The organism is Nitrospiraceae bacterium, assembly GCA_020632595.1.
GTDB lineage: Bacteria > Nitrospirota > Nitrospiria > Nitrospirales > UBA8639 > Nitrospira_E.
Map to the genome: position 1 here is coordinate 139,969 of JACKFF010000004.1, position 14,872 is coordinate 154,840.

General features: G+C 47.6%; 13 protein-coding genes. 11 read left to right on the plus strand and 2 right to left on the minus strand.

Annotated features, from left to right (window positions below; translation table 11 throughout):
• Positions 1–48: 48 nt before the first annotated feature.
• Positions 49–525, plus strand: coding sequence for a transcription elongation factor GreA (gene greA, locus H6750_09785; GenBank protein MCB9774597.1), 477 nt, complete (start codon positions 49–51; stop codon positions 523–525).
• A 2-nt stretch (positions 526–527) separates the two neighbouring features.
• Positions 528–1,328 (plus strand): SAM-dependent chlorinase/fluorinase, encoded by an 801-nt coding sequence (locus tag H6750_09790; protein ID MCB9774598.1) that lies wholly within the window; start codon positions 528–530, stop codon positions 1,326–1,328.
• Here the strand turns inward: H6750_09790 and bioA are convergent.
• Complete coding sequence (gene bioA, locus H6750_09795; protein MCB9774599.1) at positions 1,321–2,751, minus strand: adenosylmethionine--8-amino-7-oxononanoate transaminase; 1,431 nt, start codon at positions 2,749–2,751, stop codon at positions 1,321–1,323. The genes H6750_09790 and bioA overlap by 8 nt on opposite strands.
• 85 nt (positions 2,752–2,836) lie before the next feature.
• On the opposite strand from bioA, the gene lepA reads away from it, so the two are divergent.
• The 9 genes from lepA to H6750_09840 all read left to right on the plus strand — a co-directional run bounded on the left by lepA (position 2,837) and on the right by H6750_09840 (position 12,496).
• A complete protein-coding gene (gene lepA / locus H6750_09800) occupies positions 2,837–4,651 on the plus strand; it encodes an elongation factor 4 (GenBank protein ID MCB9774600.1) in 1,815 nt (604 codons plus the stop codon).
• A gap of 37 nt (positions 4,652–4,688) precedes the next feature.
• Positions 4,689–5,420 (plus strand): signal peptidase I, encoded by a 732-nt coding sequence (lepB, locus tag H6750_09805; GenBank protein MCB9774601.1) that lies wholly within the window; start codon positions 4,689–4,691, stop codon positions 5,418–5,420.
• A gap of 52 nt (positions 5,421–5,472) precedes the next feature.
• Positions 5,473–6,486, plus strand: a complete 1,014-nt coding sequence (rfaE1, locus tag H6750_09810; GenBank protein ID MCB9774602.1) for a D-glycero-beta-D-manno-heptose-7-phosphate kinase — start codon at positions 5,473–5,475, stop codon at positions 6,484–6,486.
• A complete protein-coding gene (gene kdsB, locus H6750_09815; GenBank protein MCB9774603.1) occupies positions 6,473–7,276 on the plus strand; it encodes a 3-deoxy-manno-octulosonate cytidylyltransferase in 804 nt (267 codons plus the stop codon). Before rfaE1 ends, kdsB begins: the two co-directional genes overlap by 14 nt.
• A 70-nt stretch (positions 7,277–7,346) precedes the next feature.
• On the plus strand, positions 7,347–8,948 hold the full coding sequence (locus H6750_09820; protein MCB9774604.1) for a CTP synthase: 1,602 nt from the start codon (positions 7,347–7,349) through the stop codon (positions 8,946–8,948).
• Positions 8,949–8,963: 15 nt separating this feature from the next.
• The gene (gene kdsA, locus H6750_09825) at positions 8,964–9,812 is read left to right on the plus strand and encodes a 3-deoxy-8-phosphooctulonate synthase (protein ID MCB9774605.1); all 849 of its coding nucleotides are present in this window, start codon (positions 8,964–8,966) and stop codon (positions 9,810–9,812) included.
• Positions 9,813–9,890: 78 nt separating this feature from the next.
• A complete protein-coding gene (gene pgsA, locus H6750_09830; protein MCB9774606.1) occupies positions 9,891–10,457 on the plus strand; it encodes a CDP-diacylglycerol--glycerol-3-phosphate 3-phosphatidyltransferase in 567 nt (188 codons plus the stop codon).
• A gap of 23 nt (positions 10,458–10,480) precedes the next feature.
• Entirely contained in the window at positions 10,481–11,080 is a 600-nt protein-coding gene (plsY, locus tag H6750_09835; GenBank protein MCB9774607.1) for a glycerol-3-phosphate 1-O-acyltransferase PlsY, read from the plus strand.
• Between the two features lie 42 nt (positions 11,081–11,122).
• A complete protein-coding gene (locus H6750_09840) occupies positions 11,123–12,496 on the plus strand; it encodes a trypsin-like peptidase domain-containing protein (protein ID MCB9774608.1) in 1,374 nt (457 codons plus the stop codon).
• Between the two features lie 24 nt (positions 12,497–12,520).
• On the opposite strand, the gene fusA is transcribed toward H6750_09840, so the two are convergent.
• Positions 12,521–14,623 (minus strand): elongation factor G, encoded by a 2,103-nt coding sequence (fusA, locus tag H6750_09845; GenBank protein ID MCB9774609.1) that lies wholly within the window; start codon positions 14,621–14,623, stop codon positions 12,521–12,523.
• Between the last annotated feature and the right edge of the window lie 249 nt (positions 14,624–14,872).

The following is a 14,872-nucleotide window of genomic DNA, read 5'->3' on the forward strand; positions in this document are numbered from 1 at the left end:
ATTGATCTTCCAATTTCCATGATCTAGAGAGAGGGGGAGTGAGGTTTCATGAAAATTCCTATGACAAAAAAAGGGTATGAGGCACTACAAGCGGAACTGGCCAGACTACGAAGGGAAGATCGCCCTAAAAACATTCAAGCAATTACCGAGGCTCGTGAGCATGGTGATCTCAGAGAAAATGCCGAATATAAAGCCGCCAAAGAGCAACAACAATTTATTGATACACGGATGTCCGAACTTGAGCATAAACTCAGCCTTGCCCAAGTGGTGGAAATATCGCCCGGGCAGAGTGAAACGGTCGTGTTTGGAGCCACAGTCACCATTTTAAGCTTAGAGTCACAAGAAGAAAAGCGCTATACCTTGGTGGGACAAGAAGAGGCCGATATCCAAAATGGTTTGATTTCGGTTCAAGCACCTATTGGGCGTGCGCTGATCGGGCATCGAGTCGGGGATATTGTTGAAGTGCATCGACCCGCCGGAGTTATTGAATATCAAATTCAGTCCATTTGTTTTGAGGAGCTATAAGCATGACTTCCGCCATTTCCTTGGTTACGTTGGTTACTGATTTTGGGGATGTCGATTATTTTGTTCCAAGTATGAAGGGCGTGATGCTCGGCATTAATTCTCAAATACGCATCGTCGATCTGACGCATCGAATTCCGGCACATGGGGTTGAACAAGCCGCATTTTTTTTGAAATCATGTTATCAATATTTTCCCGATGGAACGGTGCATGTGGTGGTCGTAGACCCCGGGGTAGGGAGCTCTCGAAGAGCGATTTTGGCTTCAACGTCCAGGCATTTTTTCCTGGCTCCTGATAATGGGGTCTTGACCTATGTTCTTCAAGAGGAAACCGGAGTTCAAGTCCGATCGATTGAAAATAAACAATATCGATTGGACTCCATTGGAGCGACGTTTGATGGACGGGATTTATTTGCTCCTTCGGCAGCGTGGCTGACGAAGGGACAGGTTCCCGGTTCCTACGGGCGTCTCATTCATGATTACGTCAAGCTTCCCCTTGATCCCCCACGTATGGAAGGACATGCCCTCCATGGGCGAATTGTTTATATCGACCATTTTGGCAATGCCATAACGAATTTGACTTTAACCGACATCGAAACGTTTCGATCAGTGACCAAAAAAGAATACTCCGGGCTCAAAACTGGAGAGATCGTCATTAAGGGAATCAAAACTCATTACGAAGAAGGCGCCTTAGGATACCCGGAAGGTCTCATAAATAGTAATGGGCATATCGAGATTTTTGTGAAGCAAGGACGAGCCGTGGACCGGTGTCAATTGCGCATTGGCCAGACGGTTGAGCTTATCTAGTCTCGTCCGAGATACGCTTCAATCCTTCCGGCGTTGATGATATTGGGGAAGATGTGTTGGATTCACGGACCACTGAAATGGCCAGTTTTAAAATAGACACCATTTGATCGAGTTCCTTGGCGCTTGCGGAAAGAGGGGGAATGAGAATCATAATGGTCCCGATGGGACGGATCAGTAGTCCTAATGCTCTCGCGGTAAGGGCTATTTTCTGGCCAATACGTTCGGTTGCCGGGAACGGCATTTTATTGGATTTCTGTTGAACTAATTCAATCCCAACCATAAAGCCACATTGCCGGATATCCCCAACCCAAGGGTCTTCGGTCAGGGAGTCAAGAGCTCTGCGAAATTTAGGGATCCGCCGTTGAAGCTTTGCGAGGGTTCGTTCACTTTTAAAGATGGCAAGGTTGGCCAGAGCCGCCGCGCATCCCAAAGGATTCCCGGCATAACTATGTCCATGGAAAAAGGTTTTGTTTTCGTGCCCTTCTCCCAAAAACGCTTCATAAATGGCGTTCGTGGTCAATGTGGCGGCCAATGGGAGATAGCCTCCCGTTAAACCTTTGGCTATAGCCATGATATCCGGAGAAATTTCTTCATGCTCACAAGCAAACATCCGACCTGTTCGTCCAAATCCGGTGGCAACCTCATCGGCAATGAATAGGACCTTATACCGCGTGCATAACTCTCTGACGTGTTTTAAGTATCCTGGAGGCGAAGGAATGATCCCGGCGACCGCTTGCACCATGGGCTCAAGAATGAGGCCTGCAATTTCTTGATGCTGTGTGGAAAGAAGCTTTTCAAGCGGATCAAGGCAGGCAAGCCCACATTGAGGGAAATGTAATTGAAGGGGACATCGATAGCAATAGGGGGAATCCACATCATGGCTGGCAAAGAGGAGCGGCGAAAAAGATCTACGGAACAGTTCGACTCCGCTGAGGCTCATTCCTCCCACCGTGTCCCCGTGATAGGACATGCCAAGATGGATAAACCGAGTTTTTCGTGGTTGGGGATTCGCACATTGTTGCCAATACTGAATGGCCATTTTTACGGCAACTTCAACGGCGGTAGAGCCGTTATCGGAATAGAAGACTTTTTGTAACCCTTTGGGAGCAAGACGAATAAGGGCCTTCGCCAATTGAATGGCTGGTGGGTTGGAAAGTCCCAGCAATGTCGTATGAGCCACCTGGGTAAGTTGATGGCGAATGGCCTCATCAATGCGAGGATGTCGATGTCCATGAATATTGACCCAGATGGATGACGTCGCATCGAGATAGGCATTGCCATCCATATCATAGACGTACGAACCTTTTCCGCGTCTGATGATGAGAGGTGGCTGGCGTTCCCATTCCTGCATTTGGGTAAAAGGGTGCCATACGTAATCGCAATCGTCTTTTTCTAATGCTGTGCGGGTCGTCTTGAAAGTCATGGTCTTTTTTTAAGGAAATAACCTAGCGGAATCCATCGAATTTTGACAACCTTTTAGGGTCTCATTACAATCAGAGTCACTTCGAATGAGTAAAGCCTTTCCTCAAACCCACATCCGCAATTTTTCAATTATTGCTCATATCGACCACGGCAAATCCACTCTTGCCGACCGGTTTTTGGAGATCACCGGCGCCGTATCTCCACGTGAAGCCCGTGCGCAATATCTGGATGCCATGGACCTGGAGCGTGAGCGCGGCATTACGATCAAAGCACATGCGGTCACAGCACGGTATCGGAGTTCGGATGGACAGGAATACCAGTTTAACCTCATTGATACTCCTGGACATGTGGATTTTGCCTATGAGGTATCACGCAGCCTGGCTGCCTGTGAAGGAGCACTTCTGTTAATCGATGCCACCCAAGGCGTGGAAGCCCAGACGATCGCCAATGCCTATCTGGCGATTTCGAATGATTTAGTGATTATTCCTGTCATCAATAAAATTGATTTACCGAGTGCCGATGTCGAAGGGGTCAAAGTCCAAATTCGAGATGTGTTGGGATTGTCAAGTGAAGAGGCATTTTTAGTCAGTGCTAAAGATGGACGAGGGGTAAAGGAGGTGCTTGAAGGAGTCGTCAAGATAATCCCGCCTCCCGCCGGTTCAATAGATCAACCGTTAAAAGCCCTGATTTTTGACTCCTGGTTCGACAATTATCAGGGCGCGGTGGTGCTTCTTCGAGTCATGGATGGCGAAATCACCCCCAATATGATGATTAAGCTCATGTTTTCCGGACGTGAATTTGAAGTCCTGGAGGTGGGCGTCTTTTCACCGAAACGAACCAAGGTGAATCGGCTGGGGCCCGGGGAAGTCGGATATATTTGCGCCGGGATGAAAGAACTGTCGGACACGAAAATTGGCGATACCATTACCGATTCAAAGCGCCCTACCAGCGTGGCCTTGCCCGGGTACCGGGATGTCAAACCGGTAGTCTTTTGCGGGTTATATACCACCGACAATGCCAAGTTTGAGGACCTGCGGGATTCTCTGGAGAAGTTGCAGCTGAATGATTCCTCCTTTGTTTATGAACCGGAAACGTCACTGGCTTTGGGATTTGGGTTTCGATGCGGGTTTTTGGGGCTTCTTCACATGGAAATTATTCGGGAACGCTTGGAGCGGGAATACGGACTCGATCTGATCAGTACCGCCCCGACGGTGGTATATCGTGTGACGACCACCAGGGGTGAAACCCTGGTCATCGATAATCCCTCCAAACTTCCGGATCCTTCACAAATTGAACGCATTGAAGAGCCCTATATTAAAGCCACGATGATTACGCCTGAACGCTATATCGGAAATGTTCTTCAGTTGTGTCAGGAGCGTCGGGGCATCCAAGTCGGGCTACAATATCTCGACCCAACCCGCTCCATGTTAATCTATGAAATCCCGCTTAATGAAATTGTGTTAGACTTCTATGATCGCCTTAAATCACGTACGCAAGGCTATGCATCATTGGACTATGAATTGCTCGGCTATCGCGAGTCTGAATTGGTGAAATTAGATTTATTGCTGAATGGTGAGACGGTAGATGCGCTTTCCATTATCGCCCATAAGGATAAAGTGCAAAGCCGCGGGCGACAATTAGCCGAAAAAATGAAAGAACTCATTCCCAAGCAAATGTTTGAAATTGTCATTCAGGCGACCATAGGCAAACGCATTATTGCCAGGGAAACCATTGGCGCACTCAAGAAAAATGTGACGGCCAAGTGCTATGGTGGGGATATTTCCCGAAAACGCAAATTGTGGGAAAAGCAAAAAGAAGGGAAAAAACGGATGAAACAATTAGGGCGTGTCGAAGTCCCTCAAGAAGCTTTTCTGGCTATTTTAAAGACCGATCCGAACTGAACCGCTGATGACCACTCAAGACCCGCAACAACCCAAAATGACCGAATCTTCCGAAAAAAATCTTCAGGAGGAATCTTCGGTTACCTCAAGTTCCAAGGAAATGGAGGTATCCAAAAAATCCATTATTCGAGAATATGCCGAAGCCTTGATCATTGCGATTATTCTGGCTCTAACCATTCGGGTCTTTGTGGTCCAGGCCTTTAAGATCCCATCAGGGTCGATGATTCCGACCTTGATGATTGGCGATCATATCCTTGTTTCCAAGCTGGCCTATGGGTTCCAGCTGCCGAAAGATTGTGAATTTCAGGTCTCGTTCCCGCCCGTGACGTGTTTTTCTTCAACGATTGTGATGAATTTCGATCCTCCGTCGCGTGGGGATATCATTGTGTTTCGTTACCCCGAGGATGAAAATAAGGATTTCATTAAGCGGGTAATCGGACTACCTGGTGATACTATTCATATTCAAAATAAACACGTGATTGTGAATGGACAGCCATTGTTGGATGAAGGATTTACGCAGAGAGTCGATCCTGGAATTATTGATGGTCGTATCAATCCTCGGGATAATCTTGGTCCCTTAACCGTTCCTCCGGACTCCTACTTTGTGATGGGTGATAACCGTGACCAAAGTTTGGATAGTCGGTTTTGGGGATTTGTGCGAATGGATAAAATTAAAGGTAGGGCATTTCTTGTGTATTGGTCATGGAATGGGCAGGGAGCTTGGACCGATTGGATCCGATGGGAACGAATCGGGAAGATCATTGAATAGTGAGGCCCAACTCACTGACTCAACCAAACTTCAGGCTTGTGCTGACTCAAGGATGAAACCGCTATCCGTTGTCCCATCGATTTCCGCTCGGAAATTTAAGGAGTATATTCAACGCTTCTCCCGTGCTCGCATTCTGGTTGTCGGAGATCTCATTCTCGATCATTATGTCTGGGGCAAGGTGCATCGTGTCTCTCCGGAAGCGCCTGTACCGATCGTTCATGTGGATTCTGAATCGTACAGAATGGGTGGAGCAGCGAATGTGTATCATAATATTCTGACATTAGGTGGACAGGCTGAACTGTGTGGCATGGTTGGTGCCGATCATGTTGGAAAACAATTCCTTGCCGACATTCGACGATCGTCCCCGTTGACTTCCGGTGTGTTTGTAGACTCTAGTCGTCCTACCATAAAAAAAACCAGAGTGGTAGCCCATAATCAGCAAATTGTTCGATTTGATGTGGAACAACGCCATGATATTTCCTCTCAACAGACAAAAAAAATAATAAAACATGTGGCTTCTCGTCTTCCTGAAGCCTCCTGCCTGGTGATTTCCGATTATGCGAAGGGCATGATCACAGTAGACCTGATGAAGGCCATTCAAAGTCTGGCTGAGCAATTCGGCGTGCCGGTTGTGGTGGATCCGAAGGTCGAGCATATGGCGTATTATCAGGGAGTGACGGTTATCACCCCCAATCATCTCGAAGCCAAACAGGCAGCTGGATTCCTCCCAAGCCAGGATGTTCCGATTGAACACATCGGCCTTGTGCTCCAACAACGATTACAGTGCCAGGCAGTCGTGGTCACGAGGGGAGAGGAGGGAATGAGTATTTTTGAAAAGAACGGCCAAACCTGGACCATCCCAGCCGTAGCTCGACAAGTCTATGATGTCACCGGAGCAGGCGATACCGTCATCAGCACTCTTGCATTAGCGCTGAGTGCAAAAGCCCCACTTTCTGAAGCCGCGGTATTAGCCAATCAGGCCGCAAGTATTGTCGTGGGTATGGTGGGTACCGCCACAGTGACGCGGGCACAACTCCAAGAGGCTTTACTCCATGGCCACAACTGACTCCCTCGTCAGCCTGTGTATTCCTGCTCGCTACGGATCGTCACGATTTCCTGGGAAACCGCTCGCTCTTTTAGCCGGAAAGCCCCTTATCCAGCATGTCTATGAAGCGGTTCAACAGGTTTCGCAGGTAGGACAAATCTTGGTTATTACCGACCAGGAATCCATTGAACAAGTGGTCAAAAGTTTTGGTGGAGAAGTCTGTCTCGTCAAGGAATACTGTCGAACCGGAACGGACCGAGTGGCGAAAGTGGCTTCTCAGTTCAAATATGACGTGATTGTGAACCTGCAAGCTGATGAAATTCCTCAGCATCCTGGGTTGCTGGATGATCTCATCCTTCCTTTTTTGGCATCTACGGCAGGGGTGGGGACATTGAAAAGGCAACTACACCGCACACAAGACCTTACCAATCCGTCAATCGTCAAGGTGGTGACCGATATCAATGGGCAGGCCCTGTATTTCTCACGGAGCCCGATACCCTGCTGGCGCGATGGGGTACCTTCAGGAAATAATCATATCGCCTATATGCATTTGGGAGTGTATATTTTCAAGAAATCAGATCTATTACGATTTGCCGGGTTGCCATCGGGATATCTTGAGGAGGCAGAAAAATTAGAACAATTGCGGGCATTAGAACATGGCCTGCCGATAATGGTTTGGGAAACGAAACACGAATCTATTCGTATCGATACTCCTGAAGATATTATGACTGCGGAGGGCCTTTTATCCAGGGACTCCTGGAACTCGAAAGAGAGTCTGTTGGGGACCGGAGAGAGGGTTGAAAATAGATAGAACAATATGGTGGAGTCGACAGATCAAAGGGAGGCCATGTGGATCATTTTCCAACTAACCAGAAAATATCATGAGTAAATTTCTTTTTGTGACAGGCGGAGTAGTGTCTTCCTTAGGGAAAGGGTTGTCTTCTGCGGCTATCGGGCATTTATTAGAAAGCCGTGGCATGACTATCACCTTTCTCAAGCTGGACCCCTACATCAATGTCGACCCTGGGACGATGAATCCCTATCAACACGGGGAAGTCTATGTCACCGATGATGGAGCGGAAACCGACTTGGACTTGGGGCATTATGAGCGATTTACGACAGTGCAGTTGCATCGTGAAAATAATTGTACGACAGGGCGGATTTATGAGTCGGTGATTCAAAGGGAGCGAAGAGGGGAATATCTTGGAGCGACGGTTCAGGTCGTCCCACATATCACGGACGCCATTAAGCAAACGATTCTCAATGTGGCCCATGACGTGGATGTCGTGATCGTGGAAATTGGAGGGACCGTTGGAGATATTGAAAGTTTGCCCTTTTTAGAAGCCATTCGGCAAATGCCCTATGAGGTTGGTCGGGAAAACGTCTTATATATCCATCTCACCTTGGTGCCCTATATCGGAACGGCGGGGGAACTTAAAACCAAACCCACGCAGCATTCCGTTAACAAACTTCGTGAAATCGGCATTCAACCCAATATCCTGCTGTGCCGGACGGATCGCTTTCTCCCTCCTGGCGTGAAAGATAAAATTGCCATGTTTTGTAACGTGGATAAAGGTTCTGTCATTACGGCCAAAGATGTGGACTCCATCTATGAGGTACCGATTATCCTGAGAAAAGAGGGCCTAGATGAACTTATTGTCCGCTTACTCCATCTTGAAACGCGCCCACCGAACCTTCGAGATTGGGACATTTTAGTCCAGAAGATTAAGCGGCCTCGCCATGAAGTCACGATAGCACTGGTTGGCAAATATGTAGAATCTCGAGAATCCTATAAAAGCGTATCGGAAGCCTTGACTCATGGCGGATTACACGATGAAACAGGTGTTCATATTCAATGGGTGGAATCAGGTGACATTGAAAAGGACGGGCCCGAACGTCTGTTAGCTGATGTAGACGGAATCTTAATTCCGGGAGGGTTTGGTCTTCGAGGGATCGAAGGGAAAATTGATACGATCCGGTATGCCAGGGAGAGACATCTTCCTTTTTTTGGAATTTGTTTGGGGATGCAATGTGCAGTAATTGAAATTGCCAGAAGTCTAGGCGGACTTCAGCATGCCAATAGTTCAGAATTCAATCCTGACACGCCGCATCCCGTAATCGACCTCCTTCCTGAACAACGATCCATCCAAGAAAAGGGCGGGACAATGAGATTGGGAGGTTTTCCCTGTCGATTGATTCCCAATACGCTGAGCTTTGCCGCCTATGGGCAATCGGATATTCGTGAACGACACCGCCATCGCTATGAATTTAACAATGAATACCTTGAAGCGTTGACCTCAAAGGGTTTGACAGTTAGCGGGACATCCCCTGATGGAAGGTTGGTAGAAATCATCGAATTGCAAGGGCATCCCTGGTTTGTGGGTACACAATTCCATCCAGAGTTTCAGTCTCGCCTGTGTTCTCCTCACCCTCTTTTTTCTGCATTCATTGGCGCCGCACTTCAAAGAAAGTTCGGTACGTAAGGAACTGAATGTAACATGGCTCAATCCACTCAAGTCGATATTGGCCAGTTCTCCGTTGGCGGGAGTTGTCCGCATTTTTTAATTGCGGGACCTTGCGTGATCGAAAGCGAAAAGTTGGTTATTGAGACCGCTGTTGCAATTGCGGAAATTGCCAAAGATCTTCATATCCCATACATCTTTAAGGCTTCCTATGATAAAGCCAATCGTACCTCGATTTCTTCATTCAGGGGATTGGGCATAAAGGAAGGATTGAAAATTCTTAAGAAAATTAGTCGTGAATTGGGTATCCCCATTTTAACGGATATTCACGAAGTCCACGACGTTTCTCAAGTTGCAGAGATTGTAGATGTGTTACAAATTCCTGCTTTTTTATGTCGACAGACCGATTTGCTCATTGCTGCCGCCAAATCCGGCCGGGTGGTCAATGTGAAAAAAGGACAATTTTTATCTCCTTGGGATATGGCAAATGTTGTCCATAAACTTCAAGAGGCCGGGAGTAGCAAAATTTTCTTAACTGAGCGGGGAGCTAGCTTCGGCTATCAAAATCTTGTCGTCGATATGCGCTCATTACCCGTCATGAGAAACCTGGGATACCCCGTGGTATTTGATGCAACCCATAGCGTGCAATTACCTGGCGGGGGGGGAACGGTCTCTTCAGGACAACGGGAATTTGTGGCGCCCTTAGCCCGTGCGGCGGCCGCAGCCGGATGTGACGGATTCTTTATGGAAGTGCATCCTCGTCCGGAGGAGGCACTTTCCGATGGGCCAAACATGATACGATTGAGTGAGTTGCGAGGTTTATTAGCACAACTTCAAGCCATTTGGCAGGTAACCGGGAAGGGAGAAATCTCTCCTCTTACTTGAGTTTTTGGAAGAAAAATTTGAATTTTTATGAATCAATCTGAAGGAGTAAAAGAAAAGTCAGAACAACATGATGTAATTATGGAAGAAGTTTATCTCAATCTTCCTAATTCTCTTACTCTTTTGCGGATCCTGCTAATTCCTGTTTTTGTCTGGTTTTTCTCCGAATCAAGTCCTGACCGGGCACTGGCAGCCGGCCTGGTGTTTGCCTGTGCGGCTTTCACGGATTTTCTTGACGGATATTTGGCCAGAAAAAGTGGGCAGATAACCAATTTAGGGAAATTGCTGGATCCGGTTGCCGATAAACTCCTGGTGGCCTCTGGGCTGATTCTTCTTGTGCAATTTCAACGTGTTGCGGTGTGGTTGGCGATTGTGATGATTGCACGCGAATTGATTGTGACCGGAGCCAGGGTGGTCGCAGCGAAAGAGGGATTTGTGGTTCCAGCTGACTCTCTTGGAAAATTTAAAGTCATCGGCCAAATCGGAGGGATTCTATGCCTTATTCTCCAGGGCGTTTGGGTACAAAGTGAGGGCCCACTGGCTGCTATTGGAACCGGACTGTTGTACATAGCTTTGTTCTTCTCCTTATTTTCCGGCTGGCGATATCTCATGCAAATCTTTAAAAAAATTAGTCCCCAATATTGGTAGGAGTGCTCACAAGTCACCAGGAAATGGAACTGTATTTTTTATTAGGAGTGATCGGCGCTTATCTCTTAGGATCTATCCCGTTTGGCTTGGTCAGTTCTCGCATTTTCGGAACGGATGATCCACGCACACATGGGAGCCATAATATCGGTTTTACTAATGTTCTGAGAGTATCCGGCAAAAAAGTCGGAATCTTTACTTTAATTGGGGATTTAGGGAAAGGAACGGTTGCGACCGGCATTGCAGGCTTCGCCGGGCTTCCCTGGATCTGGATCCTTGCCATCGGCTTTTCAGTCATTCTTGGTCATGTTTTTTCTATTTTTTTAGGATTTAAAGGGGGAAAAGGTGTCGCCACAGCCTTAGGTGCCATTATTGGCATTCATCCGTTGATTGGATGGCTTCTTGTTGGTGTGTGGTTAGGAGCCGTATCGGTTTTTGGATATTCCTCAGGGGGAGCACTGCTGGCTTTTTGTGTGTTTCCATTCTTGGCTTATTTTCTGACGTACGACTTTTATTTTTGCCTTTTTGCTTTGGGAGTTACTGTGGTCATTTTTTTCTGCCACAAAGAAAACATTCTCCGTCTTAGCCAGGGAACCGAAAGCAAAATGAGACTATTTTCTATTTAACATAATATTTATTATCCGACATTGCAAAAATTAAGGTTTAGAATGAATTTAGGGAATGCTTCACTCATATTATCATTGTGTGGCCTTCTGTTATATATCTCTCCGTCTCCCGCAGTTAGCCAGACAGCCAAAGAACTTAGAGGGCTACAACTTCTTGAAGATATCCAACAGGCCATCACCAGCCTGGCTGAACGGGTGACGCCCACCGTCGTCAATATTACACCAATTCGGGAAATCGCTCAGGGACAAGGCTTTCAGCGACGTGCGCCATTTTCTCAAGGGAGTGGCTCAGGCGTTATCGTGCGGGAGGATGGAATCATCGTAACCAACAATCATGTAGTTGGGGAAGACGCCAGGGAGGCAGATGTTCGGCTATCCGATAAGTCCAATATGATTGCCCGGGTCATTGGGCGTGACAAGGAAACCGATATAGCGGTCCTCAAAATTGAATCTGACCGGAAATTTCCAGTTGCTCATTTTGGGGACTCCAACGCCTTAAAAGTCGGACAATGGGTATTGGCTGTCGGAAATCCGATGGGACTAGACCGAACGGTGACCTTAGGCGTTGTGAGTGGTATTGGAAGGGAACGCCTCAATTTATCCCGGTATGAAAACTTCATTCAAACGGATGCTGCAATCAATCCTGGGAATTCAGGAGGGCCGCTCTTTAACCTGCAAGGTGAGGTGATCGGAATCAATACTGCCATAATCCATATGGCACAAGGCATAGGATTTTCCATTCCCGCCGATATGGTTTCGCGTGTGGTTGATCAACTGGTGTCACAGGGGCGAGTGGTTCGTGGGTGGCTTGGTGTCGGGATTCAATCTCTCACGAAAGAACTTGCGGAACAATTTGGGATTAAGGAAGGCCGTGGGGTTCTTGTCAACGAAGTTTACGAACACGATCCAGCCCATGTGGCCGGCATTAAACCAGGGGATATCATTGTGTCCGTAGACGACAGCTCGGTTGATTCGCCCAACCAACTGTCAAGACTGGTTGCGCGCGTGGGACCTGGTGAGAATGCCAAAATTCTGGTGTTACGGGACGGAAAAGAATTGACTTTCCTCGTGCCGATGGCGGAGAGGCAGGAAAAATCCATGTTAGCCTCACTCCCCTTACAAAAATCAGAAGTCACTTTAGGGCTTGATGTCCAAGGGCTTACCGCTGCACTCGCTGAGCAATTTGAATTAGAAGAAACCGTGGGAGTGCTTGTGACCAAAGTTGAACCCGGCGGTCTCGCAAACTCTGAAGGGATTCAAGAAGGAGATCTGATTAACGAGGTCAATCGGCAAACCGTCCGGACCGTCACACAGTTTTCCGAGGAAGTCGCCAAGGTGAAGCCGGGTCAAACTATTTTACTTCGAATTATTCGAAAGACAAGGGCATTTTTCATTGTGATCAAAACGCAGCCTTAAAGCCACTCACAATATGAGAGGGGGTCAGTGAGACGAAACGGCTTCCTTGTCTTTTTTATGTTCTTCCACAATACGGTTCAGACAATCCTTCGGTACCTCCTCGTAACCTGAAAATTCCATCACATAACTACCCTTTCCAGCCGTCATGGATGTCAAGGAGGGAGCATACTTCAGCATTTCCGCCAGCGGCACAAAGGCTTTCACAATTTGATTGTGACCCTTAGTCGCCATTCCCTGTATGCGTCCACGGCGCGAGTTAAGATCTCCAATCACGGTTCCCACCAAATCATCAGGGACTAGAACATCTACTGACATGATAGGCTCAAGAATCGTGCTTTGAGCGGCTTCCAGAGCATGCTTGAGGGCCATTGATCCGGCCACTTTAAAGGCCAACTCCGAAGAATCAACGGGATGATGAGATCCATCATAGACAGTCACACGAATATCCACGATGGGAAACCCAGCAACAATCCCATGCTGCAGGGCTTCAATCACACCCTTTTCCACTGCCGGGATGAAATTCCGTGGTATGACGCCACCCACAATTTTGTTGTGAAATTCAAACCCAGCCCCTCGGGGAAGCGGCTCAATTTGTAACCAACAATCCCCATATTGTCCATGCCCACCGGTTTGTTTTTTATATTTTCCTTGGGCCTGAGCCATACGATGGATCGTTTCCTTATAGGGCACTTTCGGCATGTGCAAGTCCACTTCAACTCCATACTTTCGCCTCAGTTTGTCTAAGGTGGCATCGATGTGGCTCTGCCCTACCCCACTTAACAGCATTTCTTTTGTCTCTTCATTCCTAAGAAATTCGAGAGACGGATCTTCTTCAACCAACTTGTGAAGACCTAAACTGACCTTGTCAATCTCATTCTTGCTTTTTACCTCCAAGGCATACGACATGACCGGCCGCGCTATTTTCAGTCCGGGGAATATAATGGAATGTCGTTCATCGCAAATAGTGTCGCCGGTTTGGGTATCCTTTAATTTACCGATGGCCGCAATATCTCCGGCATAGACCTGATGAACCTGGTGATGTTTTTTGCCCAGGGAGAAAAAGAGATGCCCACCCTTCTCCTTAGTCTGCCGGGAGGCATTATAAAACCCTGAATCGGCCTGTAAAGTCCCTGACAACACCCGTACAAATGATAGACGCCCCATAAATGGATCGATGGTGGTTTTAAAGACGAAAGCTGAAAACGGATCATGTGGATCAGAATTTCGTTGACCTTCGTCATGCGTCAGAGGTTGCAGGCCGACATTGGGATGGAGACTGGAACGATCTGAAGGAGACGGAAGATATCGTCGTATCGCATCGAACAGGCTTGTGGTTCCAATATTGCGAATAGCAGATCCGCACAACACCGGCACAAGCTTCCGCTCTAATGTGCCGAGCGTCAATCCATCCTGTAAATCTTCATCTGAGATCTCACCCTGGGTAAGATATTTTTCCAACAATTGATCATTCGTTTCTGCCACCTGTTCCATAGCTCGGCGCCGGAATTCATTTGCAACTGGTTGGTGCTCTGGGGAAATCTCCGTTTGATGGACTTTGGGCGTGCCGGAAACCGGACTTATGACATTCCTCGAAATGAGATCAATGACACCAGTTAGCGTGGCTTCCTCTCCGACAGGAATGGTGATGGGGACTCCGGTAAATCCCAATGTTTTTTCACACTCTGCCAGAAAGGAGCGATAGTCCGCCCGTTCTTTATCCAGTTCATTTATAAACAGGAGACAGGGAAGTTCGTGTTCCTGAACAAGGTCCCAGACTCGTTCGATTTCTGACCGTAGCCCTGTACTGGCCCCGACAACCAGCACCACGCCATCCACCGCCCTGAGAGCGGATTGAACCTCAAAGGCATAATCGCTCATCCCCGGTGTATCAATAATATTGACTTTTGTACCCTGCCATTCGAACTGGCAGATGGTCGAACTGATTGAATGGTGCCTTTGGACCTCTTCAGGTTCAAAATCACCAATGGTGTTTCCCTGAGGAATGGTCCCCATGGTCGGGATGATTCCCGTGGAAAAGGCCAGTGCTTCACACAGGGTGGTCTTCCCTGCTCCAGGGTAGGAACAGATGACCACGTTACGGATGGATGGGGCCGATTCGTGTGACATGCGAACCTCCTCTCAATTTCCCTGAATTTTAGGTAGGAGTGGAAGGAGTGTCAATGAAAAAGAACAAGGGGCTGTCAGGAGACCAACGCTCTGTTTATCTCATCGTCAGTGGACCGACAGATAGGACTTCAAAAAATCTTCAAGATGATTCGGGGGAAAAAACATTCAGGCAAAATTTTCCTAGTAAATTCTGAGGTTTTTTCTTGAAAATGGTTTCGAGCATTTTGTTCGGACATTTTGGCACCCAGG